Source organism: Nocardia pseudovaccinii (assembly GCF_050942345.1).
In the GTDB taxonomy this organism is placed as follows: domain Bacteria; phylum Actinomycetota; class Actinomycetes; order Mycobacteriales; family Mycobacteriaceae; genus Nocardia; species Nocardia pseudovaccinii.
In genome coordinates this window covers 1,792,801-1,818,121 of sequence record NZ_CP192074.1, presented here as the reverse complement: position 1 = coordinate 1,818,121, position 25,321 = coordinate 1,792,801, and the positions used below count along the sequence as shown (strand labels likewise).

At 67.1% G+C, this 25,321-nt stretch carries 23 protein-coding genes; 14 read left to right on the top strand and 9 right to left on the bottom strand.

All coding sequences use genetic code 11. The features are described from left to right. Positions 1–135 precede the first annotated feature (135 nt). The 3 genes from ACQPZ2_RS08145 to ACQPZ2_RS08135 all read left to right on the top strand — a co-directional run bounded on the left by ACQPZ2_RS08145 (position 136) and on the right by ACQPZ2_RS08135 (position 3,529). Entirely contained in the window at positions 136–1,824 is a 1,689-nt protein-coding gene (locus tag ACQPZ2_RS08145; protein ID WP_433524990.1) for a protein kinase domain-containing protein, read from the top strand. Then, positions 1,821–2,720 (top strand): hypothetical protein, encoded by a 900-nt coding sequence (locus ACQPZ2_RS08140; RefSeq protein ID WP_433524989.1) that lies wholly within the window; start codon positions 1,821–1,823, stop codon positions 2,718–2,720. The genes ACQPZ2_RS08145 and ACQPZ2_RS08140 overlap by 4 nt, the downstream gene beginning before the upstream one ends. 449 nt (positions 2,721–3,169) lie before the next feature. Then, entirely contained in the window at positions 3,170–3,529 is a 360-nt protein-coding gene (locus ACQPZ2_RS08135) for a hypothetical protein (RefSeq protein ID WP_433524988.1), read from the top strand. Positions 3,530–3,694: 165 nt separating this feature from the next. On the opposite strand, the gene ACQPZ2_RS08130 is transcribed toward ACQPZ2_RS08135, so the two are convergent. Further along, positions 3,695–6,973: an AAA family ATPase gene (locus tag ACQPZ2_RS08130; protein WP_433524987.1), complete on the bottom strand. Its 3,279-nt coding sequence runs from the start codon at positions 6,971–6,973 to the stop codon at positions 3,695–3,697. Positions 6,974–7,179: 206 nt separating this feature from the next. Then, on the bottom strand, positions 7,180–8,361 hold the full coding sequence (locus ACQPZ2_RS08125) for an exonuclease SbcCD subunit D (protein ID WP_433524986.1): 1,182 nt from the start codon (positions 8,359–8,361) through the stop codon (positions 7,180–7,182). Between the two features lie 381 nt (positions 8,362–8,742). Between ACQPZ2_RS08125 and ACQPZ2_RS08120 the strand changes: the two genes are divergently transcribed. Both ACQPZ2_RS08120 and ACQPZ2_RS08115 read left to right on the top strand, forming a co-directional pair. Then, positions 8,743–9,900 carry a DNA recombination protein RmuC gene (locus tag ACQPZ2_RS08120; RefSeq protein WP_433524985.1) on the top strand — a complete coding sequence of 386 codons (1,158 nt, stop codon included), beginning with the start codon at positions 8,743–8,745 and terminating at the stop codon, positions 9,898–9,900. A gap of 56 nt (positions 9,901–9,956) precedes the next feature. After that, positions 9,957–10,952 carry a DUF6542 domain-containing protein gene (locus tag ACQPZ2_RS08115; RefSeq protein WP_433524984.1) on the top strand — a complete coding sequence of 332 codons (996 nt, stop codon included), beginning with the start codon at positions 9,957–9,959 and terminating at the stop codon, positions 10,950–10,952. Between the two features lie 93 nt (positions 10,953–11,045). Here ACQPZ2_RS08115 and ACQPZ2_RS08110 read toward each other — a convergent pair whose 3' ends face one another. Further along, on the bottom strand, positions 11,046–12,056 hold the full coding sequence (locus tag ACQPZ2_RS08110) for a 4-hydroxy-3-methylbut-2-enyl diphosphate reductase (RefSeq protein WP_433524983.1): 1,011 nt from the start codon (positions 12,054–12,056) through the stop codon (positions 11,046–11,048). A gap of 225 nt (positions 12,057–12,281) precedes the next feature. Between ACQPZ2_RS08110 and ACQPZ2_RS08105 the strand changes: the two genes are divergently transcribed. The 4 genes from ACQPZ2_RS08105 to ACQPZ2_RS08090 are packed head-to-tail and all read left to right on the top strand — an operon-like array spanning position 12,282 to position 14,855. After that, positions 12,282–12,905 (top strand): lipid droplet-associated protein, encoded by a 624-nt coding sequence (locus tag ACQPZ2_RS08105; RefSeq protein WP_433524982.1) that lies wholly within the window; start codon positions 12,282–12,284, stop codon positions 12,903–12,905. A 23-nt stretch (positions 12,906–12,928) separates the two neighbouring features. Next, on the top strand, positions 12,929–14,269 hold the full coding sequence (xseA, locus tag ACQPZ2_RS08100) for an exodeoxyribonuclease VII large subunit (RefSeq protein ID WP_433524981.1): 1,341 nt from the start codon (positions 12,929–12,931) through the stop codon (positions 14,267–14,269). Between the two features lie 2 nt (positions 14,270–14,271). Further along, positions 14,272–14,514 carry an exodeoxyribonuclease VII small subunit gene (locus ACQPZ2_RS08095; protein ID WP_040695202.1) on the top strand — a complete coding sequence of 81 codons (243 nt, stop codon included), beginning with the start codon at positions 14,272–14,274 and terminating at the stop codon, positions 14,512–14,514. Next, the gene (locus tag ACQPZ2_RS08090; protein WP_063036456.1) at positions 14,511–14,855 is read left to right on the top strand and encodes a VOC family protein; all 345 of its coding nucleotides are present in this window, start codon (positions 14,511–14,513) and stop codon (positions 14,853–14,855) included. Before ACQPZ2_RS08095 ends, ACQPZ2_RS08090 begins: the two co-directional genes overlap by 4 nt. Before the next feature lie 116 nt (positions 14,856–14,971). Here ACQPZ2_RS08090 and ACQPZ2_RS08085 read toward each other — a convergent pair whose 3' ends face one another. Further along, positions 14,972–15,538, bottom strand: a complete 567-nt coding sequence (locus tag ACQPZ2_RS08085) for a DUF4245 domain-containing protein (protein WP_433524980.1) — start codon at positions 15,536–15,538, stop codon at positions 14,972–14,974. A 169-nt stretch (positions 15,539–15,707) separates the two neighbouring features. Here ACQPZ2_RS08085 and glpX point away from each other — a divergent pair, with 169 nt between their 5' ends. From glpX to ACQPZ2_RS08070, 3 genes are all read left to right on the top strand, one after another. Next, on the top strand, positions 15,708–16,751 hold the full coding sequence (gene glpX, locus ACQPZ2_RS08080) for a class II fructose-bisphosphatase (protein ID WP_063036460.1): 1,044 nt from the start codon (positions 15,708–15,710) through the stop codon (positions 16,749–16,751). A 115-nt stretch (positions 16,752–16,866) separates the two neighbouring features. Beyond that, positions 16,867–17,430, top strand: a complete 564-nt coding sequence (locus ACQPZ2_RS08075) for a YbhB/YbcL family Raf kinase inhibitor-like protein (protein WP_433524979.1) — start codon at positions 16,867–16,869, stop codon at positions 17,428–17,430. Positions 17,431–17,591: 161 nt separating this feature from the next. Beyond that, complete coding sequence (locus ACQPZ2_RS08070) at positions 17,592–18,998, top strand: class II fumarate hydratase (RefSeq protein ID WP_433524978.1); 1,407 nt, start codon at positions 17,592–17,594, stop codon at positions 18,996–18,998. Positions 18,999–19,043: 45 nt separating this feature from the next. On the opposite strand, the gene ACQPZ2_RS08065 is transcribed toward ACQPZ2_RS08070, so the two are convergent. The 3 genes from ACQPZ2_RS08065 to ACQPZ2_RS08055 form a co-directional block, all read right to left on the bottom strand. Continuing rightward, the gene (locus ACQPZ2_RS08065; RefSeq protein ID WP_433524977.1) at positions 19,044–19,913 is read right to left on the bottom strand and encodes an acyl-ACP desaturase; all 870 of its coding nucleotides are present in this window, start codon (positions 19,911–19,913) and stop codon (positions 19,044–19,046) included. Between the two features lie 148 nt (positions 19,914–20,061). Then, positions 20,062–20,598: an LGFP repeat-containing protein gene (locus ACQPZ2_RS08060; RefSeq protein WP_063036474.1), complete on the bottom strand. Its 537-nt coding sequence runs from the start codon at positions 20,596–20,598 to the stop codon at positions 20,062–20,064. A 156-nt stretch (positions 20,599–20,754) separates the two neighbouring features. Next, complete coding sequence (locus ACQPZ2_RS08055; RefSeq protein WP_063036468.1) at positions 20,755–22,149, bottom strand: PhoH family protein; 1,395 nt, start codon at positions 22,147–22,149, stop codon at positions 20,755–20,757. 281 nt (positions 22,150–22,430) lie between these two features. Here ACQPZ2_RS08055 and ACQPZ2_RS08050 point away from each other — a divergent pair, with 281 nt between their 5' ends. After that, the gene (locus tag ACQPZ2_RS08050; protein ID WP_357468071.1) at positions 22,431–22,703 is read left to right on the top strand and encodes a hypothetical protein; all 273 of its coding nucleotides are present in this window, start codon (positions 22,431–22,433) and stop codon (positions 22,701–22,703) included. Between the two features lie 2 nt (positions 22,704–22,705). Here ACQPZ2_RS08050 and ACQPZ2_RS08045 read toward each other — a convergent pair whose 3' ends face one another. Both ACQPZ2_RS08045 and ACQPZ2_RS08040 read right to left on the bottom strand, forming a co-directional pair. Next, positions 22,706–23,125, bottom strand: a complete 420-nt coding sequence (locus tag ACQPZ2_RS08045; RefSeq protein WP_433524976.1) for a limonene-1,2-epoxide hydrolase family protein — start codon at positions 23,123–23,125, stop codon at positions 22,706–22,708. A gap of 17 nt (positions 23,126–23,142) precedes the next feature. Then, on the bottom strand, positions 23,143–23,889 hold the full coding sequence (locus tag ACQPZ2_RS08040) for a TetR/AcrR family transcriptional regulator (protein ID WP_433524975.1): 747 nt from the start codon (positions 23,887–23,889) through the stop codon (positions 23,143–23,145). A gap of 113 nt (positions 23,890–24,002) precedes the next feature. Here ACQPZ2_RS08040 and ACQPZ2_RS08035 point away from each other — a divergent pair, with 113 nt between their 5' ends. Then, positions 24,003–25,196 (top strand): FAD-dependent monooxygenase, encoded by a 1,194-nt coding sequence (locus ACQPZ2_RS08035; RefSeq protein ID WP_433524974.1) that lies wholly within the window; start codon positions 24,003–24,005, stop codon positions 25,194–25,196. Positions 25,197–25,321: the final 125 nt, after the last annotated feature.

Below are 25,321 nucleotides of genomic sequence, written 5' to 3'. Positions count from 1 at the left end.
GAGACCGACCGGAACAGAAAGCCGTGGTCACGAATTATCGAGCAGCACAACGGAATGTAGCCCTGAGCGTTAAACTGCGTTCGCGAGATTTGGGCCGGAATATCGGGATATGGGCCGAATTACGAGGGCGGGCGCATGGTTGGCGTCGGAGACCGCATCGCGGGCCGGTACACGCTGCGGGAGCTGTTCAAGCTCGGCGGCGAGGGGATGGCCTGGCGGGCGACGGATGAGGACCTCGGCCGCGACGTCGTGCTCAAATGTCCGCGCCCGGACGATCCGGACAGCGCCCAGCGGCTGCGCACCGCCGCCCGCAATGCGGCAGCCCTGCGCCATCAGCACATCATCGGCGTCTACAACATCTTCGAAGACGACGATGTGTGCTGGCTGGTAACGGAATACGTGCCGGGCTATTCGCTCGCCGAGGTAGCACGCGAACAACGCAAACTCGGCCCGGCCCGGGCGGCAATGGTCGGCGAGCAGATCGCGAGCGCGCTCGCACACTGCCACGATCGCGGCATGCTGCACTGCGATATCTCCCCGGAGAACATCATCCTCGCCGACGACGGCGACGCCTGGCTGACCGACTTCGGCAGCTCGCTCGACCTGCGCAATGCGGGCACCGGTGACACACCGGATATCGCGCGTGGCAAATGGCGGTATCTGGCACCAGAGGTCACGGCGGGCGGTCCGGCCGGTCCCAAATCGGATGTCTACGCACTCGCGGCCACACTGCTCGCGGTGACGGAACGGCAGCGCCGTCCGGGACCGTTCGAGGCCCTGCTCACCCAGTTGACGCTGCCCAACCCGATCCACCGGCCCGCGGCCGCCACGGCCGCGACTCGCTTCGGGCGCCTCGACCAGACGCCGCGCGGCTGGGATCGCACCATCGTGCGCCGGGCCGCGATGGGCGCCGCAGAGGTGGTCGCGGTGACGCTGATCGTCGCGGCCAGTGTGGTGATGCCCGGCGTCGCGGCGCTGAACCCCATCCCCGATCCGCGGGCGGCCGACCCGTGCGCGCTGCTCGACCCGACCGCTCTGGCCGAATTCGGCCGGATCGATCTGTCCACCGACGGCGGCAACTTCGATACCTGCGACCTGCGGGTGCGCCAGTGGGGCGAGGATTTCCACCCGGATATCGGCCAGGTCCGGCTGACACTGTCCGCCGAGGCGCCCGAGCAGACCTCGCAGGTCTCCTTCACCCGTATCGGCAATGTCACCATCGCCTCGGAACCCGCTGGTAGCACCAGATGCGTTCGGACACTGATGCTTTCGCCCGGTGCGAATATCGCGATCATCGGCGAGCGCAAGGTTTCGACCGGACCGGATCCGTGTGTGCTGGCCGATATCACGGCCACGCACGCGCGAGATATCTTGCTGCACGGTCCGATTCCGCGTCGCCCGGGGACATTCCCGACCGGATCGCTGGCATGGCGCGATGCCTGTGCCCTGGTCGATGTGCCGACCCTGGGCCGGGTGCCGGGCGTCGACGCGGTGCGTCCGGCCCCCGGATTCGGCAGATGGTCCTGTCGTTGGGACAGCACAATCGACGGTCACGTCACGGTGCGCTACGACCGGGACTCGCTGAAAACCGCGGAGTCCGGACAGCCGCTGACCCTCGCGGGCCTGCCGAGTTTCCGCCGGTCCGGCACCAAGAACACCGACGATTGCATCGTGCAGATCCAGTACCGCAGCTTCCGTGGCACATCCAGCAGCGACCGGGCCGAGGTCGTCGTGGTCAAGTTCTACGGATCGCTGCCCGCCGAGCAGCGCTGCGCGACCGTCACCGATCTGGCGACGACCGTGGCGGCCAGCCTGACCAGATGATGCGCGGACCGGTCCGGCGCATTCGGTGCGACGCTTCGGATCCGGACCAGACCAGCAATGAGGAGGCCGTTGTGCCGCAGGGAAAGCCGAGACGTAAAGGCGTGTATCCGATGTCCCCGTCGGGTCACGGATTGGCGAGAGGAGCCGTAGGTACCGCGCCGGGCACGATCTCGGTGCTGTCGACGGCAGGCGGAGTCCATGGCACGCCGCACGACGGGAACTTCATCGAGTTCGGCCGCAATGTCGGGGAGGTGGATGTCGGTGTCGGCGGTGACGATCTGCGGATCAGCCGCGTGCACGGAACGCTGACCTACCGGTGGAACCGCTGGCAGCTCGACAACACAGGCGGCGTTCCCATTCGATTGCCGCAGGCCAGGCTGGTGTTCGAAGGCGAGGAACCGTTCCCGCTCGGCACCGGCTACACCCCGATGTTCATTCGCGGGTCGCACAATCGGGAACACCTGCTCGAGGTCTACGTGACCGGCGTCGACGGCGATCTGCCCGCGCCGCGGCATGAGCATGTCACCGCGAAGCCCGAGCCGTGGCCGCTGGATGCGGACGAGAAGTTGGCGCTTGTCGCGCTCGGCCAGCCCTACCTCTACCAGGAGCGCTGGCCACAGCCGTGGACCTGGAAGGAAACCGCCGCACTGCTGCACGCGCTGCGACCGGATGCGGGCTGGACCGATCGGCGGGTAGCGGATGTGATCGGGCGCGTTCGGGTGCGCCTCTCGGATGAGAAGTATGCCCGCGCCTGCGGCCATGAGCCGGTCCCCGGGCTGACCAGGGATCAGCTCACCGAACCGATCGGCAATATGCTCAACCACAATCTGCTGCAGGAACTCATCCAGTCGACGACCATCGTTCCGCGCGATCTCCAGTTGCTCGACGGGCCCTGAGGTCAGTTCGCTGTCCCGAGCGATGAAAGACGCTGCAGCCGTGCAAAAGCCCACTGCGGGAGTTGATTGCGCTCGGTCGCGTTTCGTCACGATGTGACTGTTGGCCAGTTGTCATCGCCACCGCCGCTTCGGCGGGGCCGCGAAGATCGCGGCAGCGGCTCCGAATCTTCGGTGATGCATGAAGTCTATTCTCTCCCAAGGCAATTGGATGCACGAACTCAGCCCTATGAGCGGCTGCTCCGGACCGGTCCGGAAGTGCTCAGGAGAGCATGTTCGAACCGACGTCGGGATCGACCGAACCGGGCGATCTTCCGGCGGGCGTCCGAGCGGTCGAGGGGTCCAGCACGGGCACCGCCGGGAGTCGCGCGACCGGAGCACATCCGACCGGACCGGAAATGTTGCCCGACATCGGATTGCCGCGTCCGCGGTTGCCTCGGAAAGGCCGACGAATGGATCGAACGATGCAGGTGGACCGGCCCCGTGACCCGCTCGCGGTCGCACCCGGCAACGCGTCGATGCTCGGCATCGGGTACTTGCTGCTGCGGCAACGCTACCTGGCCATTACCACCACGGCGATCACGTTCGGGCTGGTCGCCCTCCTCGCCTGCTTTGCCCGAGATCTGTGGTTCGAGGTCATAGTGCTGCTGTGGTGGGTCGCAGTCAGCGCGCACGGCTGGATCCTGGCGAGCGGCCGGAAATCTCGGCAGGACCGAGCATGGAAGCAGCGGCTGATCGCGCTCGCGGTCACCGATGCCGATGTGCGTGCCGCGTTCGACTGGCTGATCAATCCGCGAGAAACGCCCCGGTAGACCCGGAGATCCGAATCCAGTTCCACGTGGATTACGGCGAGGTCGAGATGGCGCTCTTCGCGGGCGGTTCTGCCGAGTTCGGACGCGACCGAACGGCCGTGAGCTGGACCTCTACCGGTCCCACCAGCGCAGTTGTCACGCTTGCCACGCAATGATCAGCACCCCTCAGGCGACGGTGGTGCGGAGTTGGGAGCCTGCTCGACCACGGATGACGTGCAGGCGGCTGGGAATACGCTGGCGCATTTCGTCGACGTGGCTGACCACGCCGACCACGCGCCCGCCCGCGCGGAGTTCGTCGAGAACGCCCATGACCGCATCGAGGGTGTCGGCATCGAGGCCGCCGAAACCCTCGTCGATGAAGATGGTGTCGAGCACCACGCCGCCGGATTCGGCCGCCACGGTATCGGCGAGGCCGAGGGCCAATGACAGTGCGGCCATGAAGGATTCGCCGCCGGAGAGGGTTTTGGCGGGGCGGACGGCGCCGGTGTAATCGTCGCGGATATCGAGGCCGAGGCCGCCGCGCCGGCCGCGCGGGCCCGCCTTGTCGGAGTGCACGAATTCGTAGCGGCCGCCGGACATCCGGCGCAGACGAACCGAACCCGCCAATGCCACCTCTTCGAGCCTGGCGGCAAGGACATAGGAGCGCAACGACATTCGACGGTTGTTCTCGCCGCGGCCCGCGACGACCTCCGCGAGTGCGGCCAGTTCCTCATGGGCGCGCTGTACCGGGGCGATCCGATCGACCGCGGCCCACAGCTGACCACCCAAATCCTCCAGCAGGTTCACTCGCCGAGTGGCCTCCGCATGCGCGGCGACGGCCGCGTTCAGCTGGGTCTGCGCGGCGGCCACGGCGGACTCCAACTCCGCGAGATCGCCGGGTTCGGTCGAGGCGGCGGCTCGGATCTCCGGCTCCGCGAGGACGGCCTCCGCATGCGCGCGAGTCCGATCCGCGGCCACCAACTCCGCTTCGATCTCGTTCTGCCGCTGCCTGGTTCGCGAGGCGGCGGCGACTACTCGCGCGTATGCCGTCAACAAGGCGACGTCGTCGCGCGGTTGCGTGCCATCTTCGGCCGACCTCGAACCGACTGCACCCCTGGTGGTCTCCGCATTATCGACGCGCTTCCCGGTCGAATCGGAGACCGCGCCAGTGCCATCGGCATCGGCATTACCGCTGGCCGCGCCGTGTGGATCGGCGACCCGAGAAGCATTGGGGCCATCCGCCCGAACGGGCGTTGCCCGTGGCCCGGTTGCGACGGAGTCCTCTTCCTGCTCGATGGCGAAACCTGCTGCCAGCGCGAGGCTTTCGACTCGGTCGGCGATCACGGTGACCTGCTCGATTGCGACGGACTCGTCATTGCGTGCGTCGCGGAGGGCAGTGGCGTCGCCGATCAGGTTGTCGAGGCGGGCGCGGCGGCGGTCGATGGTTCCGTCGCCGCCCGCGGCGGTGCGCAGGCGGTCGGTGAGTTCGGTGAGACGCACGGTGGCGGCGGCGATGCGGGTGGTGACGGTACTGCGTCGGGTGTCGGATTCGCGGAGTTCGTCGTGCAGACGCGATTCGTCGGTGCGCAGGCGGGACAGTTCGGCGGTGAGGCTGTCGGAGAGGGTGGCGAGTTCGGCGGCGTCTTCGTAGCGGTCGGTCGCGGCGCGCAGGGCGGCGGCCAGTTCGACGCGATCGGCATCGCCGCCGCGGGCGATCAGCGCGTCGATTTCGCGTTCCAGATCGGTGACTCGGGCCAGTACGCGGTCGCGGGCGTCCTCGGCCACGCGATCGGCGGTGGCCGCCGCATCCTCGGCGTCCTTCGATACCGCGCTGGCCGCGGCGCGGGCCGGTGCGGGGTGATCGGCCGAGCCGCATACCGTGCACGGCTCCCCGTCGAGCAGTTGCCCGGCGAGTTCGGCGGCCATCCCGGCCAGCCTGCGCTCGCGCAGGTCGAGTACGCGTTCCTTGGCATCGAGGTGCGCCGCGCGGGCCGACTCCGATTCGATCCGGGCGTGATCGAGACTTGTTCTGCGACCGGCGAGTTCGACCGCCGCCATCGCTGCGGCCTGCAGGCGTTCGCATTCGGCCGTCAGAGTGGGCAGTGCGGCCGCGGCCTCGGTGGTTTCGCGCAGCCGGGCCTCGATCGTGGCGATCGATTCGGGCAGTTGCTGACGCATTCGGGTCAGCTTGTCCACGCGGCCGGTGAGTGCGGTGTCCTCATCGCGCAGCGTGGCCAGTTCGGAGGTGAGCCGGGTCGCGGTGGTCGCATCGGCGCTCACCGCGTCGAGCGCGCCGATCTGGGCGCTCCACCGTCGAATGGCCGCATCGACATCCGTGTCGGCGACGACGATCGGCTTTCCGTCCGGCCCGCGTTCGACCGTGATCAGCTCATAACCCGCGACATCCGCGCCAGCGGGTTGGGCGAGCAGTGCGGCCAATCGTGCCGCGATGCGGTGGGTTTCGTCCGACTTGCGCCTGGCGTGCATTACCGCGGCGCGGGCCTCATCGATGGCCTCGGCGACCGGTGCGGCACGGCGGGCCGATTCGAGTTCGGCTTGCAACTCGGCGCGGTGGGCGGCGGCGGCCGCGTACTCGTCGAGCCGCTCGCGGGCCGCGGTCATGCGGCGGCGCAGTTCGTGCAGGCGGCGTTGCTCCTCGGCGCGGGACCTGAGGCGCGCCGATTCCTGTTGGCACCGTTCGGCTTCGGCTGTGGTCGTGGTGAGTACCGCACGCGCGGTCGCGAGCAGATCTTGCGACCAACTGACTGCCTCGAATGGCCCGACGGTTTCGGCCGCCGTCTCCCCCGCCGCCACCGCGACCTGTGCGATCAACCGATCGATGCCTTGCTTACGCGACTCCACGTCCGCGGTCGAGGCCCGGCGCTTGTCTGCCAACCACTGCTCGGCACTGCCGAAACGTTCGGTATCGAAGAGCTTTTCGAGAAGCTTCTCGCGCTCCTCGTTCTCCGCGCGCAGAAATCGCGCGAAATCACCCTGGGGCAACAGCACGACCTGGAAGAACTGGTCCGCGCTCATGCCGAGCAGGCGGATGATCTCGTCGCCGATATCGGTCAGGCGAGCGAGGTTCGCGCCGCGCCCGTCCAACCATTCCAGCGTCGCTGCGGCATTCTCCTTGACCCAGCCGCTTTTGGCTCGTTTGCTCGGCCGCTGGAATTCCGGCGAACGCGTCAACCGCACTCGTCGCCCACCCAGCGTCGCCTCCAGCACGACCCGGGGCGGCGTCTGCTCGTCGGCATGATCGGAATGCAGGCGCTTACTCTCGCCACGTGCGCCGGGCACGCTGCCGTACAACGCGAATGCGATCGCGTCCAGCACCGTCGTCTTTCCGGCTCCGGTCTGCCCGTGCAGCAGAAACAGCCCGTCCGCGCCGAGCGCGTCGAAGTCGACAACCGTGGTCTCGGCGAACGGACCGAATGCGGTTATCTCCAGCCGGTGCAGCCTCATTCACCGCTCCCGTCGGGCGCAGTCGACATCGCGGGCATGCGGAGCGTCGTCCGGCGAACCAGAAAACGTCCACCGAACGCGCTCCTGCCGCAAGAACCCACGCCCTGAGGCAAAGCTGTCTCGATAACCGATGCCGCGAAGGGTGTTCGGCACGGATTCCCGGAAACGGTGTCCGCTGGTGACCGGTCCGGGCGCACGACTGCCGCTCATGCGGACAGTTCCCCGGCAAGCGTGACCGCTGCGGGCACCTCCCGGTCGGGTTCGCGTATCGCGGCGGCGAGTGCTCGCTCCAGCCAGGCCATTTCACCCGAGGTTGGTTCGCCGCGGACGTCGGTGAGGAAGCTCTGCGCTACTTCGGTATCGCGGCGACCGTGCACGCGTTCACGGTAGCGCAGTTCCGGGTTGCCCTCCGGGCGCGACCATTCCACGTGCACCGTATGCGGGAAGCGTTCGCGCAGTTTGCGCATGGCGTCGACGGGGCGGGCGTAGTCGGTGAGCGTCGCCGAGACGTAGTGTTCCTCGGCCTCGGAATAGGCTGCTTCGCTGAGCAATTCGTCGAGGGTGCCGCTGAGACGGCTCAGGCCGCGTACGAGTGGGAGGTCGCGGCGCTGCACCGAATGCAGGCCCGTGGCGTCCAGATCGACGAGCCATACCGCCTTGCGATGCGAGGTCTCGGCGAACGAATACGGCAGCGGGGAACCCGAATACCGCACCGATTCCGAGAGCTTCTGCGGTGAATGCAGATGGCCGAGCGCCACGTAGTCGATGCCGTCGAATGCCGACAGCGGCACGGTCTCCACGCCGCCGACCGAAATCGAACGCTCGGAACCGGTCGCCTCGCCACCGACCACGAAGGCATGGGCGAGTACCACGGTGCGGGTGCCGGGACGCTCGGCGATATCGGCCCGGATTCGGCGCATTGCCGCGTCCAGGATGTCCGCATGCGAACGCGCCTGCGGCACACCGAGTTCGGCGCGAGTGATCTCCGGCTCGAGATACGGGATGCCGTAGAAGGCGATCGCGCCGTGCTCGTCGGACAGCAGCACCGGCTGATCGGCAGCGGCGACCGTCGTGCGCAAATGCAGCCCGCCCGCCGCCGCGAAACTCGCACCGGCGCCGAGCCGCGTCGGCGAATCGTGATTGCCGGAGGTCGCGACGATCTGCGCCCCGGCCGCGCGGATCGCCTCGAATCCCTGGATACACACCGCGATCGCGTCGGCGCTCGGAATGGATCGGTCGTACACGTCCCCCGGCAGTACGACGACGTCAACGGATTCCGTGGCCACCAATTCGGCAATGGCCGCGAGCGCGGCGGCCTGATCGGCGAGCAGGTCGACCCCATGGAATGTGCGCCCGATGTGCCAGTCCGAGGTGTGCAGCATCCGCATGCCGCGAAACCGTAGGCGATCGCACCGACACACTCAACAATTTGGCCGCGCGGGCGCGGCGTGTGCTGTGTTTTTGGCCGCGTGGCCGCGGCGTGTTCGCGGCCCCCGGGTGTCTCGCGTCCGAGCCGTCGAGACTAGCGACTTCGTCGCATGCGCTTCGACGACTCGGACGCGAGACGGGCCGCGAACGGTCGCTCGTAGGACTCGCTCCGTTGTGGTCGCCAATGCAGAATGCGCGACCCAACCACGGTGTTTGCTACGCGCGGGTTCGTGGTCGGCTGCCCTGTACGAATCCGCGGGCTCCAGCTATTCGTCGACGCGCTGCTGTCCGATAGCTCGCGGGTTTCGAACTTGTCGGTGTCATGCGGCACTATCTGCGCTATGACCGCACCGATGCTCGTCGCACTGATGCTGGTGTTCGCCGCCGGGGTAGGGCTCGGCTGGCTCGGGCATGCCGCGCGCGCGGGGCAGCGCGCGACGGCCGCGGAGGCGAGACTGGCCGCCGCCACCGATAATGAGCGGCTACTGCGGCAATCGCTCACCGCGGCGAATGAGGATGCGGCACGCCGACATTCGCATGCCATCGGCGCGATGGTCGATCCGCTGCGCGAGGCCGTCGGCACGCTGAACCAGCACATCCAGCAGGTCGAACATCACCGGATCAACGCCTATTCGAGTCTGCGCGAACAGGTCGCGGGGATGCAGCGCACGTCACATCAGCTCACCAGCCAAACAAGTCAGCTTGTCGCCGCACTGCGCGCACCGCAGGTGCGCGGTCGCTGGGGCGAGATCCAATTGGAGCGGGTGGTGGAACTGGCGGGCATGACCCGGCACTGCGATTTCGACACCCAGGTGAGCCGGGCGGCGCGCAGCGACGGGGCTACCGAACGCACCGGCATGGTGCGGCCGGACCTTGTGGTCGATCTCGCAGGCGGCAGGCAGATCGTGGTCGACGCCAAAGTGCCGTTCACTGCCTATCTCGACGCCACCATGGCCGACGACCCGGACGAACGCGCCGAACTGCTCGGCCGCCATGCCAAACATCTGCGTGCCCATATCGATCAGCTGGCCGATAAGGCCTACTGGCTGGCCTTCGATCCCGCGCCGGAATTCGTGGTGCTGTTCGTACCGGGCGATCCATTCCTCGATGCCGCACTCACCACCGACTCGGGCCTACTCGAGTACGCGTTCGGCCGCAACGTGATCCTCGCTACTCCGACGACTTTGATCGCGTTGCTGCGCACAGTCGCCTTCGGCTGGCGGCAGGAAGCACTGTCCCGCGATATGGCTACCGTTCAGCAATTGGGTCGCGAGCTCTACAACCGGCTCGGCATGACCGGCCGACATCTGGACCGCCTCGGCGCGCAACTCGGTAAGGCCGTAGACGCTTTCAACTACACCGTCGCCTCGGTGGAGTCGCGGGTGATGGTCACCGCACGCAAACTCCACGATCTTGAAATAGCCGCGCAGGAGGTGCCGGCAATCCATCGGGTCGATTCATTGCCGCGGGCCGTCGGCTTCGCCGACGCCGACGATTAGCCCTGCGACGGCCGTGCCGTAACGCCGCCGAGCGCGGCGGCAGTTAGTGTCATGGGGTGGCTGCTTCCCAACGTGTGCGAACCCGGGTGCCCGCGCCGCATCGTTCGATCCTGCCCTCGGTGCCGGGGATTCCGGCCGGGGCGGCGGTTCTGATCGCGGTGGCGTGCACGTTTTTGGGGTTCCTGATCGATGCCCACGGCGAGAATAACGAGCTGACCGCGACGTTCAACACGTTATACGTCCTCGGCTGCGTCGCGGCGGTGCTCGCCGTTCGCTATCGCGCACTCTTCACGGCGATGGTGCTGCCACCACTGTTGCTGTTCGTCGCGGTGCCGCTGGCTTATCAGCAGCTCACCGATGGCGCTTCGACCGGCCTCAAGGACATCCTGCTGAATCTGGCGATCCCGCTGGTGAACCGGTTCCCGATCATGGCGCTGGCCACCGTGCTCGTGCTGGCGATCGGCGCCGGGCGGATCCTGCTACACAGGCGTGAGGAAGCCGCCGGCCGCGCCGACGAATCCCGTCGCGGCACCAGTTGGGGCCGCGGCAACGCAACCAAACGCACCAGGTCGGAGCGCACCGATGACGGCTCGCTCGCCGATGCCGCACGCCGCCGCACCCGCCGTCCCCAGGTCGATAACTCCGACCTCGATACCGATCTGCATCTGCCGCGACCGAGTCGGCGCGGTAGTTCGGAAGTAGCGGACACCCCGCCGCGCGTCGGCGGCGCGAAGAGCGCCCGGGGTGACGAACGCCCGAGCCGCGAACGCCGATCGAGCACCCGAGCCGCCCGCCCCGCCACGGCAGCGGCCCGAAACGAGGGCGAACCGACCCGGGCCGCGCGACCCGCTGCGGCAGCGGCCCGAAGCGAGGGCGAACCGACCCGAGCCGTGCGACCCGCTGCGGCAGCCCCTCGGGCCGATGCAGATTCGAGCCGAGCGGCAGCGACCAGGCGGCGCGGTGAAGCCCCGCCGCCACATCCGCAGCCCAATGTCCGCTACCGCGAACGTGATTCGAGCCGCACCGAGCGCCGTCGACCGGAAAACCTCTAGCCGGACGGCTTCTCGAAGCCGTTTACGCTGCTCAACGATGCGAAGCGCGCAGCACCCAACATCGCGCCAAGCGCTGGAAATCCTCGCCGCAGCTCAGCGACGCGCCGCCCGCAACTCCCTCGGCAGTGCGAATACCAACGTCTCGTTGGCCGTGGTCACCGGCTGCACCTCACCGAAACCGTGCTCCGCCAACATATCCAGCACACCGCGCACCAGGATGTCGGGCACGGACGCACCCGAGGTGATGCCGACCGTGCGCACACCTGCCAGCCACGCCGGGTCGACCTCGCGGGCGTAGTCCACGAGGTAGGAGGCCTTCGCGCCCGCGCCGAGCGCGACCTCGACCAGGCGCACCGAATTCGACGAATTGCGCGAGCCGACCACGATCACCAGATCGCATTCCGGCGCCATCGCCTTCACCGCCACCTGACGGTTCTGGGTGGCGTAGCAGATGTCATCGCTCGGCGGATCCTGCAGTCCGGGGAATCGCTGGCGCAGCCGCTGCACCGTCTCCATGGTCTCGTCGACGCTGAGCGTGGTCTGGGAGAGCCAGATCACCTTGGACTCGTCGCGCACGGTGACCCGGTCGACCGCATCCGGACCGTCGACGAGCTGCACATGCTCGGGGGCCTCGCCCGCGGTGCCCTCGACCTCCTCATGCCCCTCGTGACCGATCAGCAGAATGTCGTAGTCGTCGCGGGCGAAGCGCTTGGCCTCCTGATGCACCTTGGTCACCAGCGGGCAGGTGGCGTCGATCGTGCGCAGATTGCGCGCCGCCGCCGACTCGTGCACCGCGGGTGAGACACCGTGCGCGGAGAATACGACCAGCGCACCCTCGGGCACCTCGTCGGTCTCGTCGACGAAGATCACGCCCTGCTCACGCAGCGTCTCCACCACATGGCGGTTGTGCACGATCTCCTTGCGCACGTAGATCGGGGCGCCGTGCTTCTCGAGCGCCTTCTCCACCGTCTCGACCGCGCGGTCCACACCGGCGCAGTAGCCACGCGGTTCGGCTAGCAGCACACGCTTACCACCGTCGGCATCGGCGGATCCGGAACCGGCCGTGCTGGCGATTCCGACGTTCAAAGGGATGGCCGAAGACATGCCCCTCAGCTTACGTGCGGCCGATGAGTAGTGGACGCCCGGTCGCGTCGTTCTCGACACACTCGCACCGGGCGAAAATGCCGCCGGATAATGCAGAACCCCTGGCGCGCGTGGTCAGGCCCGGAGGAGGCTGCGTAACCACGCAGGGCCCCGCGCGCCAAAGTAGATTCCGTGTCTGTGACACCAGTGCTTTGCATAACATCCCGTATCGGGCAGGCTAGGAGCATGTTTCGACCACCGTTCCTGGCCCGGGTCGCCGCCGGCGCGGCCGTATACGCCATCGAAGAAACCCGGCGGCTACCAACTGCCGCAATGAATTTCCCGATCACCGCGATCAGCCAGATGTTGCAGACCACCATGCACGTCCAGCAGTTCGTGACCAGCCTCGCCCTCAAGGGCGACGGCGTATTCGACCGTCTCACGAACGCCCCCGTCGAACAGCCCGACTGGGCCACCTTCGACGAGGACACCGAGCCGGAGTTCACCGCTCCCGGCCGCGCCAGCAGTTTCGACCTGTACGACGACGAACCGACCGACTTCGCCGCCGATGCCGCGCGCGCAGGTGAGACCAATGGTCACGCCGCCCCGGTACAGACCATCGCCGTCCCGGAGACCGAGGTTTCCGCGGTCCCCGAACCCCGGCCCGAGCCCGAACCAGAGGTCGTCGAGCCCGAGGTGGCCACCCGCTACGACTACGCCAATATGACCCTGGCCCAGTTGCGCGCCCGCCTGCGCATGCTGACCGTCGAGGATCTGAACGCCCTGCTCGAGTACGAACAGCAGACGCGTGCCAGGGCGCCGTTCGTGACCATGCTGACGAACCGGATCGCCACCGTGCGGGCCCAATGAGTTCAGCGTCGCGGAGCGATTCGATGGGGGGTGGCCGGGAGACGGGTGGGCCCGAACCCCCCGCGTCATCGTCGACGGTTGGCCGGGAATCCGCCGGCCAACCCGACCGAGCGGCTCCCGCCAACTCCGCCGAACAGCCATGGCCGGTGCGCTCGGTGGCCATCAAGGTCGCGCAGTGGATCGATCGGCTGGGCAGCATCTGGGTGGAGGGCCAGATCACCCAGATCAATCTGCGTCCCGGCACCAGCACCGCATTCCTGGTGTTGCGCGATACAGCCGCCGATATGTCGCTGTCGGTGACCTGTCATCCGGATCTCATCCGCCGCTCCGCCGTCCCGCTGCAAGAGGGCAGCCGGGTGGTGGTGTACGGCAAACTCGCGTATTTCACCGGTCGCGGCACGATTTCGTTGCGCGCCATGGAGATTCGCCCGGTCGGCATCGGTGAACTGCTGGCCCGCATCGAACGATTGAAGGCACTGCTCGCCGCGGAGGGACTGTTCGATCCCCGGCTGAAGCGGCCGATCCCGTTCCTGCCCAAGACAATCGGCCTGATCACCGGCCGAGCCAGCGCCGCCGAGCGCGATGTGCTGACGGTGGCCAGAAATCGTTGGCCCGCAGTGCGTTTCGAGATACGCAATACCGCGGTGCAGGGCCCGACCGCGGTGCCGCAGATGGTGCAGGCGCTGGCCGGACTCGATCGCGATCCGGCCGTCGAGGTCATCGTGCTGGCCCGCGGTGGCGGCAGCGTCGAGGATCTGCTGCCGTTCTCCGATGAGACGCTGTGCCGCGCGATCGTCGCGGCGACTACGCCGATCGTCAGTGCGATCGGCCACGAACCCGATAACCCACTGTGCGATCTGGTCGCCGACCTACGCGCCGCCACCCCCACCGATGCCGCCAAGCGCATCGTGCCCGACGCGGCCGCCGAACTGGCCGGGGTCCGCGATATGCGCGCCCGCGCCGCCGCCGCACTGCGCGGCTGGGTCGACCGCGAAACCAGAGCACTGGCCCAGTTGCGTTCCCGGCCGGTGCTGGCGGATCCGCTGCGCGAACTCGATCGCCGCTATGACGAGATCGAACGCCTGCGCACCGCCGCCCGCCGCAGCGCTGACCATCTGATCAGCACCGAAACCACCGCAACCCGGCACCTGCGGGAAAAACTCACCGCGGTGGGACCGGCCGCGACGCTGGCCCGTGGCTACGCTGTCGTGCAGCGCGTCAGCGGTAAGGAGCGGCATGTGGTCCGCTCGATCGAGGACGCGCCCGCGGGTAGTCAGCTGCGGATCCGGGTCGCCGACGGTGCAATCTCCGCCGCCGCACTGGGCACCCGGGCATTGGGCAAGACCGACACAGGGAGGAACTGACCTTGGCCGACCCCGGCAAGGACGACGAGCTGGCCGAGATCTCCACCTTCGGCTACGAACGCGCCCGCGACGAACTGGTCAACGTCGTCAAGATGCTCGAACAGGGCGGCCTCGACCTGGACGAATCCCTCGCACTGTGGGAACGCGGGGAGGCGCTGGCCACCCGCTGCGAGGAACATCTGGCGGGCGCTCGTCAGCGGGTCGAAAACGCCCTCTCCCGCACCGACCTCGAAACCGACGAATGACCATCCGCCGCGCGACCCCTGATATCCGCACCGAGGACATGGCGGCCAGCCGCGAGTTCTACCGGCGGCTCGGCTTCGAAGAGGCCATGGACCTCGGCTGGGTGGTGACGATGGCATCCCCCACGAACCCGACCGCGCAGGTCCTGCTGGTCGGCCCGGAAGCCGAGCGGCCGCAGCCGGATATCAGCGTCGAGGTCGAGGATGTGGACGCCGTGCACGCGGAGTTGGTCGCGGTGAATGCGGACATCGTCTATCCGCTCCGCGATGAGCAGTGGGGCGTGCGCCGGTTCTTCGTTCGCGATCCCAGCGGCACGATCGTCAACGTGGTCAGCCACCGCTGACCGGCCGCCTCGATCAGGCTGGTCCCCGCGCATCGCACGCCGCACATGCTCGAGGCCCAGTGAATTTTACGCGCGGCGCGAAAGGGTGCGTAGTGTCCTCAGTCGCTGCTCGGTCGCTAGCGATTCAAGGGCTGAGCTGCGCCGATGGCCGCGGCCAACGTGGTGAACGCGGCGTGGTTGCCCGCGCCCGTGATGAGTACCCGTGACTGGCCGAAGTCGGCGATCCACGCCGTCTCCGAGCCCTGTTCGGCGTAGACGACCCACTTCTGATCGCCGACCTGCTCGGTGCCGGTGCCGTAGCGGGAGCCGAGCACGAAGCGCGACAGCGCCTCCTCGGTCGCGCTGCTCTGACTCATCCGCATGTACGTGCCCTGCGGTGTGATGAAACCAACAGTGCTGACCGGCCCGCCGCCGGTGGTGGTGATCGTGTCGCGGCTACCGGAGTTCGGGGTCCAGTGTTCGGGCAGGCTCGGATTGCGGATCGGGAAGGGCATGGTCTTCGCGTCGTTGCCGAGTGCCGCCGTCACATCGAAGTGCGGAATCTGCCCCTCTGTCGGTCCTTTCCCCGCGAAACTGCACTGGCTGGCGAGCCCGGCGAAGACCACGGCGATCAGCACCAACGGGATCAGTGACCAGAACAGATCCCGGTAGTCGTTGAGGATTCGCGGCTTTTGGTAGGACACGCTCCCAGTATCCACGCCGGTTGCCGCACACTCCCGCACAGGTAGCCGGAGATCTGGAGCTGACCTTTTCGAGCGACCTGCGAGCAATCGCTACGGGCAGTACCTGATCGAGAACGGTCACGCTTCTGAGAGAATCAGCGGTAGCAACGACCGTAGGAGGCACACCGTAATGACGGCATCTTCGCCCGCACCCAGCCGCCGCGAGGCGCCGGACCGCAACCTCGCGCTCGAACTGGTCCGGGTCACCGAGGCCGGTGCGATGGCCGCGGGCCGCTGGGTCGGCCGCGGCGACAAGGAAGGTGGCGACGGTGCGGCCGTCGACGCCATGCGTCAGCTGGTCAGCTCGGTTTCCATGCGCGGCATCGTGGTCATCGGTGAGGGCGAGAAGGACGAAGCGCCCATGCTCTACAACGGTGAGCTGGTCGGCGACGGCACCGGTCCCGAGGTCGACTTCGCGGTCGATCCGATCGACGGCACGACGCTGATGTCGAAGGGCTCCCCCGGCGCCATCGCGGTGCTCGCGGTCGCCGAGCGCGGCGCGATGTTCGACCCTTCCGCGGTGTTCTACATGCACAAGATCGCGGTCGGCCCCGACGCTGCGGGCGTGATCGATATCTCCGCCCCGATCGGCGAGAACATCAGCCGGGTGGCCAAGGCCAAGGGCCTGTCGAAGTCCGATCTCACCGTCTGCATCCTGGACCGGCCGCGCCACGCGGACCTGATCCAGGAGGTCCGCGATGCCGGCGCCCGCATCCGCCTGATCTCCGACGGTGACGTCGCGGGCGCCATCGCCTGCGCGCGCCCCGACTCCGGCACCGACATCCTGGTCGGCATCGGCGGCACCCCCGAAGGCATCATCGCCGCCGCCGCCATGCGCTGTATGGGCGGCGAACTCCAGGGCATGCTCGCCCCCAAGGACGACGCGGAACGCCAGAAGGCCATCGACGCGGGCCACGACCTCAGCCGCATCCTCACCACCAACGACCTGGTCGCGGGCGACAATGTCTTCTTCTGCGCCACCGGCGTCACCGATGGCGACCTACTACGCGGCGTCCGCTACTACCCAGGCGGCGCCTCCACCGAGTCCATCGTCATGCGCTCCAAGTCCGGCACCGTCCGCATGATCGACGCCTACCATCGCCTCACCAAGCTCCGCGAATACTCCTCGGTCGATTTCGTCGGCGACGAGGATGCGGTGCCGCCGATGCCCTGATCTTCTCGAACGAGTCGAGCCCGGTCCGCTTCGGATCGGGCTCGATTTTTCGTCATGTGCGGTGCTCTTTCCACGACGGTAAGCTCCGGAATCCCCAGCAGACCAAGGAGATCCGGTGTCAATTATCGGGAAGCTGTTGAAGAACCGCCGTGCCGGAGCGCAGGGCCTCGCCTGGCATCTGCCGAACCTCGCCGCGGACGCGACCTTCGAAGTCACCAGCCCGGATTTCACCCACGAGTCGTCACTGCCAAAGGTGCACGCGTCCAAGCGGATCGGTGGCCGAGACGCATCCCCCGCGCTGGCGTGGACCGCGCCCGACGGTACGGCGCAACTCCTCCTGGTCGTCGAAGACCCGGACGCACCAACAGGATTGCCATTCGTGCATTGCGTGGCCCTGCTGGAACCGACCCTCGCCGAACTGCCCCGAGACGGACTGCGTGCCGACGCTCCCGCGCCCGGCGTCAGCATCCTGCGCTCCGGCTTCGGCCGCGGCTACCAAGGTCCGGCCCCGATCAAAGGCCACGGACCGCACCGCTACGCCTTCCAGCTCTTCGCCCTGACCGAGCCGATCACCACCATCGGCGGCAAGCCCGCCGCGAAATCGAAACCGCGCCACGTCTTCTCCGCCGCCAAGGCACTCGCCCACGCCCGCATCGACGCATTCTACGAACGCCCATAACTCGCCGCAGACGCCCTGATCAAGATCAGGTGGAACTGGTGGCGGGGTCTACTCGCGATGCCGCCATAGATGCCACCTGATCTTGATCGGCGGGGGCGGTGTGTGGATTGCCTCAGGCGTGGCAGCCCCACGGCTGGCGTATGCGGCATAGGGTCGGGATTATGACGACCGAGGAGACGCAGTTCCGGATCGAGCACGACACGATGGGGGAAGTTCGGGTTCCCGTGGATGCGTTGTGGCGGGCGCAGACGCAGCGGGCCGTGGAGAACTTTCCGATCAGCGGGCGCGGGTTGGAGCGGACGCAGATCCGGGCGCTCGGCCTGCTCAAGGCCGCGTGCGCCAAGGTGAACAAGGATCTCGGGCTGCTCGATCCGGTCAAGGCGGATGCCATTATCGCCGCCGCGAACGAGATCGCCGAAGGTCTGCACGACGAGCAGTTCCCGATCGATGTCTTCCAGACCGGCTCGGGCACCAGCTCGAATATGAACGCCAACGAGGTGATCGCCTCGATCGCGAAGGGCAACGGCGTGACCGTGCACCCGAACGACGACGTCAACATGTCGCAGTCCTCGAACGACACCTTCCCCACCGCGACCCATCTCGCCGCCACCGAGGCCGCGATCAAGGACCTGATCCCGGCGCTGGAGCATCTGCGGCTGGCGCTGCTGGACAAGTCGGCCGAATGGCGCACCGTGGTCAAGTCCGGGCGCACCCACCTCATGGACGCCGTGCCGGTGACCCTCGGCCAGGAATTCGGCGGCTATACCCGCCAGGTCGCGGCGGGTATGGAACGCATCATGGCGGTGCTGCCTCGGCTCGGTGAGCTGCCCATCGGCGGCACCGCGGTCGGCACGGGACTCAACGCGCCCGCGGGTTTCGGCGCGAAAGTCGTCGCCGAACTGGTGCTGTCGACCGATCTCGACGCACTGTCGGAAGCACAAGATCACTTCGAGGCGCAGGCCGCCCGCGACGGTCTGGTGGAGGCGTCCGGCGCAGTGCGCACGGTCGCGGTGAGCCTCACCAAGATCGCCAACGACATTCGCTGGATGGGTTCGGGCCCGCTGACCGGTCTCGGCGAACTCCGGCTGCCGGATCTGCAGCCCGGCAGTTCGATCATGCCCGGCAAGGTGAATCCGGTACTGCCCGAGGCGGTTACGCAGGTCGCCGCGCAGGTGATCGGCAACGACGCGGCGGTCGCGTTCTCCGGTGCGAGCGGCGCGTTCGAGTTGAACGTCTACATCCCGGTGATGGCGCGCAATCTGCTCGAGTCGATTCGGCTGCTCGCCAATGTGTCCCGGCTGTTCGCCGATAAGTGCATTCGCGGTCTGGTCGCCAACGAGGATCATCTGCGCACCCTCGCGGAATCGTCACCGTCGATTGTGACGCCGCTGAATTCCGCCATCGGCTACGAAGAGGCGGCGGCGGTCGCGAAAGAGGCGCTGAAGGAAAAGAAGACCATCCGTCAGACCGTGATCGATCGCGGTCTGCTCGACGAGAAGCTCACCCTGGAAGAACTCGATCGCCGCTTGGATGTGCTGTCGATGGCCAAGGTCGAGGACGAAAAGTAGAAAAACCGGTCGGCGCACAAATCGTGCGCCGACCGGATTCGAGACTCAGGCCGGCGAACCGACCCGCAGGCCCGCGAGTTCCGCGCGCGCCTTCTCACCGTCCGCACCGAGACCGGTGCGGGTGAAGAACTCCCACCGCTCCAGCAGCGGACCGAAAACCAATTCGTTCTCCTTGGAGCGGTCGTAGATGCCCGCCTCGGCGAGCACATCATCGCTGCTGCGCCCGTCGGGCAACGCCACCGACGGCACCTCGAACCGCGCGACGCTGTCGGCGATGGCGCGCATCGTCTGATCCGGTGCGACACCGAACGCCGCGGTGATCAGGTCCGCGAAGAAGATCGACTGCAGTTCATCGTCGATCGCGATGCGCTCGGCGATGGCGGTGACCATCTTGTTCTCCCCGAGCGCGGCGGTGTTGCGATGCCGGATGGCCGCGGCCGCCTCCTCGAACGCGCAGGTGGCGAGCACGTCGAGCAGGTGCAGTGCGGGACGCCGGAAACCCTTGGTCATATGGTCCATCCGCAACCGCTCCAACTGCACCGGGTCGACCGACCGGGTGACCATGAGGTAGTTGCGGATCATGATCTCGTGCCGGTTCTCCTCGGCCGTCCACCGGCCGACCCAGCGCCACCACGATCCGGTGCGCAGGTACTTACCGACCTCACGGTGGTACGAGGGCAGATTGTCCGCGACGAGCACGCTGACCGTCAGCGCCAGCTTGGCGGTCTCGCTCAACTCGGATTGCTCCGGCTCCCAATCGATTCCGCCGAGGAAGCGGAAGTTGCGGCCGTCGTCCCACGGCACGTAGTCGTGCGGCTGCCAGCCGTCGGCGGCGGCGATGTGGCGGCGCAGATTCAGCTCCACCTCATCGGCGAGGGACGCGAGCAGTTCGCGATCGGTCAAGAGAGTTTGCACTAGCACAACCTAGCGGCTGGGCCCCGCGATGCGGGGATCTACGAATAGGAATCGGTACCGGCGTCCGAGCGTACAAGCACCAGCTCTTTCGAGCGAACCGCGAGGCACTCACCAATAATGGCACGTGAGCGCCCGGACGCCGGGCGGATCAGGACTTCGGTGTGACGGTGGTATTGCCGTCCACCCAGGTGATGGTGCCGCCGACGAAATCGCTCTGCTTGCCGCCGGGGATGTCCTTCTCGTCGCTGGTCGGGTACCCGATCTTGCCGTCGGGGCCGTCGTTGTCCTCCCACGCCTTGCGGATTTCGCCCCAGACGATATGCGCGCCGCCGTCCTTGCTCCAGACGATCGCGCCGCCGGTGAAGTCCTGCCACTTGCCGTCGTTGGGGGCGTCCTCCTGCGACTTCAGCGGAGCGCCGAGCGGACCGGTCGGGCCGCCGGACTGCACGTACTTGTCGAAGATGATGCCGGAGACGGTGATGTCGCCGCCCTGGGTGGCGATCTTGGTCTCCTCCGCCGCGCCGGACATGTGCTCCTCGCCGTGGGCGGCCGCCGAGGTGGTCGTCATGGACGCGGCGGTGTTCTTGTCCTTGTTGTCGTCATTGCCGCAGCCGGTGGCCAGCAGCAGTGCCGCGGCCGCGGTGACCGCGGTGAATCCAGCCGTTCGTCGAGCGAAGTGGTGCATTTCCATCCCTCTCGTCGCGCGTAGCCTGGGCCGATGCTCGGCAACGGCCCGGCGAATCGATGTGAGACTCGCCGGGCCGTCGCTGAACAGGTATCACGCGGATACTACCCGCTCGATTGTGATGGGAAACACACCCTGGGTAGTTGCTGCTACCCGCTATGCACTCGGGCCGTACTCCTCCAGCATCTCGGTCACCAGCGCCGCGATCGGCGACCGTTCGCTACGGGTCAGCGTGATGTGCGCGAAAAGCGGATGGCCCTTGAGCTTTTCGATCACCGCGGCGACACCGTCGTGCCGACCGACCCGTAGGTTGTCGCGCTGGGCCACATCGTGGGTGAGCACGACGCGCGATCCGGTGCCCAGTCGGCTGAGCACCGTCAGCAGCACATTGCGCTCCAGCGACTGCGCCTCGTCCACGATCACGAACGAATCGTGTAGCGAGCGACCGCGAATGTGGGTGAGCGGCAAGACTTCCAACATGTCGCGGCTGAGCACCTCCTCCATCACCTCGCGACTGGCCAACCCGTCGAGCGTGTCGAAGACCGCCTGCGCCCAGGGGCCCATCTTCTCGCTCTCCGATCCCGGCAGATAGCCGAGATCCTGCCCACCGACCGCGTACAGCGGACGGAACACCACCACCTTGCGTTGCGTGCGACGCTCGAGCACCGCCTCCAAACCGGCCGTCAGGGCCAGCGCCGACTTGCCGGTACCGGCCCGGCCGCCGAGCGAGACGATGCCGACGCTCTCGTCCAACAGCAGATCCAGTGCGATGCGCTGTTCGGCCGAGCGGCCGTGCAGTCCGAACGCCTCGCGTTCACGCACCAACTGCACCCGCTTGTCCGGCGTGACCCTGCCCAGGGCGCTGGAGCTTGCCCCGAGCAACCGGATTCCGGTGTGGCACGGCAGTTCCCGCGCCTCGTCCAGATCGATCACGGCCTCGGTGTAGAGCTGATCGATCTGTGTTTTGGAGACATCTATCTCCACCATTCCGGCCCAGCCGGAGGTCACCACGTCCTGGGCGTGGTATTCGTCGGCGTGCAAACCCACCGCACTCGCCTTGACACGCAAGGGAATGTCCTTGGACACCAGCACGACCCGACGGCCCTCGGCCGCCAGATTGAGCGCACAGGCCAGGATGCGGGAGTCATTGGTGTCGGTGCGGAATCCGACCGGGAGTACCGCGGGGTCGGTGTGGTTGAGTTCCACCTGCAGCGTTCCGCCCTCGGTGCCGATCGGCACCTGCTGATCCAGCCTGCCGTGTTGCAGACGCAGATCGTCGAGGTTGCGCAGGGCTTCCCGCGCGAACCAGCCCAGTTCGTGATGGTGGCGCTTACCTTCGAGTTCGCTGATCACGACCAGCGGTAATACGACATCGTTTTCGCCGAACCTGGTGAAAGCCCAGGGATCCGACAATAGAACCGAGGTGTCGATGACGAAGGATTTCGCACCGGAATTCTGGGAATGCGAGGGGCGGGCCCCCTTCGCGGCGGCTTCGCCTTTCGCGGAGCTGGAGTGCGCCGAGGGAGCGGGAACGGAGCGTGCAGCAGTCACGGTGGGCTCCTTTGTGTTCGCGCGGCACCCGCACGAACGATCTCGCTGGACCGGTCCGTCCCGATGGGATCCGACTTGCGTCAGATGCCCAGAGGGCCGGGTGCCGGCCCTCTCGTACTGAGTAGCTCAGTCACGGTTCAGGACCTCCCGTACGAGCCACACCGACGCGGCCCGCACCAACGACGCTACCGCCGACTGCCCGGTCTCCGCTCGGGCACAGGTAGGCGTGTCCGTGAATTTGTCGTTAACCCCGCATTGGTGCAGGGGATAGAGTCGCAGGTATGGCCGGTAACGAGGAGTTGGAGAAGCTGTCGTCCAAGGAGCTGCACGACCGTGCGGTCCGGCTCGCAGCGCGACGCGGCGACATCAAATATCTGTGGCGGCTACTGAAGTCGATTCCGGCCGCCGAGGCCGCCGCGGGCAACCTCGGCGAGAGCGAGGCCGATATCAAGTACGTGCTGCCGATGATCGACGACTACATCCACGCGGGCGACGGCAAGATCGCCGAGGTCCTGCGGCCCTACTACCTCGATTACCTCGCCAAGCACACCTGACCTCAGCGCTGGGGCAATGCGGCGCGGAAGAGTCCGACGGCGGTGCCGCGCAGGAAGTTCTCCCAGCTGAAGTGGTCGTCCCACAGGATGATTCGGCCGTCGCGCAGTTCGAAAGTGCCGCAGACCCAGAACCCGATCCGCAGCGGGCCGACGCGCAGGGTATCGGTGCGGTCGGTCAGCACGAAGTCGCCGTCGGCGGCGATGTGATGCATTTCGGCGGCGAAGCCGATGGTGTCGCGGTTCAGCCCGCGCAGGATCTTGCGCGTGAGCCCGCCGCCGACCGTCGGCAGTGAGCTGTTCTTCCAGACGACATCGGGGTGCAGGAGGTCCAGTGCCTCCTCCACCGCGCCGATCTCGAGTGCGGCGAAGAATTCCCGCACCGTGGTGATCGCGTCCTGCTTCAGTTCCAGTTCGTCGGTCATGCACTGAGCCTAAGCCGCTAGGGTCGGCGACGGTCGGCGATGAGGACACCCAGACCATCGAGAATTCGGTCGATGCCGAAGCTCAGCGCATCGCCCGGGCCCTCGCTCGCCGGTGCCGCGCCGGTGGCCGCGGCCTCCTCGGCGAAGGCGGCGGAAACCAGCGGAAACCGGTCGCCCGCGGCGGCCATCATCTCGGCGAACTGGCCCGCGATCTGCTGCGCAGTGTCCTGCCGGTCCCCGGTCGTCACCTGCTGCACGAGGCTGCGGATGTGCCCGTTGAGCAGCACGATGGTGTCCAGCCGCTCCGGCCCGGTCAACCCGGTGCCGTCGAGCGCGGTCAGCGCGGCGTTCATCCAGCCCATTTCATTGGGTCCGATCGCACGCACGCCGATGGTCAGGCTGATCGACCAGGGGTGTGCGCTGTAGCGCTCGAAGATCGTCTCGGCCCAGCGGCGCAGTCCGGCTCGCCACGGTTCCTCATTCGAATTCTGGTGCGCCGCAACGACATCCGGCGGGTCGCCCATCGCGGCATCCACCATCAGCGCGGTCAACTGTTCCTTGCCCGGCACATACCGGTACAGCGACATCTTGGTGAAGCCGAGGCGTTCGGCCAGGCGCTGCATGGACAGGTTCGCCAGTCCTTCGGCATCGGCGAGGGCGATGGCCTCCGCGACGATCCCCTCCAGTGACAGCGCGGGCTTGGGTCCGCGCTTGGGCCGCTGCTGGGTGCCCCAGAGCAGTTCGACGGTGGTCGGTGCAGGCATTTCCACATCCTTACGCATTGCGTGTTGACAAGTAACTGCGTCCACCATACTCTAATTCGTGTCCAGCGGATACAGATTCCATCGGACGCAGATACTGAACCTCGGGAGATATCATGCGCAACAAGACCGTTCTCATCTCCGGCGCGAGCATCGCCGGCCCCGCACTCGCCTACTGGCTGAGCCGCTATGGCTTCGCCGTCACGGTGGTCGAGCAGGCACCGCAGTTGCGACCGGGCGGCCAGGCCGTGGACTTCACCGGCAAAACGCACCACGAGGTGCTCGAGCGGATGGGGATCCTGGACGAGATCTACGCGCACCGCACCGGCACCACCGATATCGCGATCGTCGACGGCGAGGGCGAGCAGCAGGCGGTCATCTCCGGCGATTTCACCGGCGGCGACGTGGAGATCCTGCGCGGGGATCTGGCGCGGATCATGTACGAAAAGACCTACCAGGACTGCGAATACGTATTCGGCGACTCGATCAGCGCGCTGACCGAGACCGACGACGGTGTGTGGGTCGAATTCGAGCAGGGCGCGCCGCGTAGCTTCGATCTGGTCTTCGGCGCCGACGGCATCCATTCGCGGGTACGGCGTCTGGCGTTCGGACCGGAAAAGGAATTCGTCAAGCACCTCGGCCACTACTACTGCGTCGCCGGCGCGAGCCCGTGGGCTACCAAGTCCGAGGGCACACCCGAGCGGGTGACGGCCTACGGCTACAACGAGCCGGGCAAATGCGTCATCACCGGCGGCTCGAAGGCACAGCAGCTCTACATCTTCGCCTCGCCCGAACTCGACTACGCCCGTGACGACATCGAGGCACAGCGACACATCATCGAGGAGACCTTCGCCGACGTCGGCTGGGAGGCGCCGCGCATTCTCGCCGAAATGGCGGAGTTCGACGACTTCTTCCTCGACTCGATCAGCATGGTGCGCAAGATGAAGAGTTACAGCCGGGGCCGGGTCGCGTTGGTCGGCGATTCGGGCTACGGAAACACCCTGGGCGGCTTCGGAACCGGACTCGCGGTGCAGGGCGCCTACATCATGGCCGGTGAACTCGCGCTCGCCGACGGCGATTACCGGATGGCCTTCGCGCGCTACGACGAGCTCATGCACTCGCTGGGCAAACTCGCGGACTACAGCAACGCGGGCCGCTTCTTCGCGCCGAAGACCGCGCTCGGCATCAAGTTCCGCAACTGGTTCCTGCACTCGTGGATGTTCGACAAGATGGTGAAAATGACCGAGAACGTCAAGACCATCGAGCTGCCGGACTACCCGGCACTGGTCGCGGCCATCGATGCGAACTGACACCGGTAGCACCGGCACCCTGCAGCGGACCGAATGGTCTGGCGCGGCGAGATCGGCTGTGTTTCGATGGAACCGGGGTGGGGTCGAGTGCGTCTATAAGGTCAGACGGCACTGACGGAAGGGGC

Excerpts from the sequence above, each read along its gene's own strand:
- ACQPZ2_RS08140 (WP_433524989.1), top strand. The coding sequence starts at position 1,821 with ATGATGCGCGGACCGGTCCGGCGCATTCGGTGCGACGCTTCGGATCCG.
- glpX (WP_063036460.1), top strand. The coding sequence starts at position 15,708 with ATGACGGCATCTTCGCCCGCACCCAGCCGCCGCGAGGCGCCGGACCGC.
- ACQPZ2_RS08125 (WP_433524986.1), bottom strand. The coding sequence starts at position 8,361 with ATGCGGATGCTGCACACCTCGGACTGGCACATCGGGCGCACATTCCAT.
- ACQPZ2_RS08110 (WP_433524983.1), bottom strand. The coding sequence starts at position 12,056 with ATGTCTTCGGCCATCCCTTTGAACGTCGGAATCGCCAGCACGGCCGGT.
- ACQPZ2_RS08070 (WP_433524978.1), top strand. The coding sequence starts at position 17,592 with ATGACGACCGAGGAGACGCAGTTCCGGATCGAGCACGACACGATGGGG.
- ACQPZ2_RS08130 (WP_433524987.1), bottom strand. The coding sequence starts at position 6,973 with ATGAGGCTGCACCGGCTGGAGATAACCGCATTCGGTCCGTTCGCCGAG.
- ACQPZ2_RS08060 (WP_063036474.1), bottom strand. The coding sequence starts at position 20,598 with ATGCACCACTTCGCTCGACGAACGGCTGGATTCACCGCGGTCACCGCG.
- ACQPZ2_RS08120 (WP_433524985.1), top strand. The coding sequence starts at position 8,743 with ATGACCGCACCGATGCTCGTCGCACTGATGCTGGTGTTCGCCGCCGGG.
- ACQPZ2_RS08050 (WP_357468071.1), top strand. The coding sequence starts at position 22,431 with ATGGCCGGTAACGAGGAGTTGGAGAAGCTGTCGTCCAAGGAGCTGCAC.
- ACQPZ2_RS08035 (WP_433524974.1), top strand. The coding sequence starts at position 24,003 with ATGCGCAACAAGACCGTTCTCATCTCCGGCGCGAGCATCGCCGGCCCC.
- ACQPZ2_RS08040 (WP_433524975.1), bottom strand. The coding sequence starts at position 23,889 with ATGCCTGCACCGACCACCGTCGAACTGCTCTGGGGCACCCAGCAGCGG.
- ACQPZ2_RS08090 (WP_063036456.1), top strand. The coding sequence starts at position 14,511 with ATGACCATCCGCCGCGCGACCCCTGATATCCGCACCGAGGACATGGCG.
- ACQPZ2_RS08135 (WP_433524988.1), top strand. The coding sequence starts at position 3,170 with ATGGATCGAACGATGCAGGTGGACCGGCCCCGTGACCCGCTCGCGGTC.
- ACQPZ2_RS08045 (WP_433524976.1), bottom strand. The coding sequence starts at position 23,125 with ATGACCGACGAACTGGAACTGAAGCAGGACGCGATCACCACGGTGCGG.
- xseA (WP_433524981.1), top strand. The coding sequence starts at position 12,929 with ATGGGGGGTGGCCGGGAGACGGGTGGGCCCGAACCCCCCGCGTCATCG.
- ACQPZ2_RS08145 (WP_433524990.1), top strand. The coding sequence starts at position 136 with ATGGTTGGCGTCGGAGACCGCATCGCGGGCCGGTACACGCTGCGGGAG.
- ACQPZ2_RS08105 (WP_433524982.1), top strand. The coding sequence starts at position 12,282 with ATGTTTCGACCACCGTTCCTGGCCCGGGTCGCCGCCGGCGCGGCCGTA.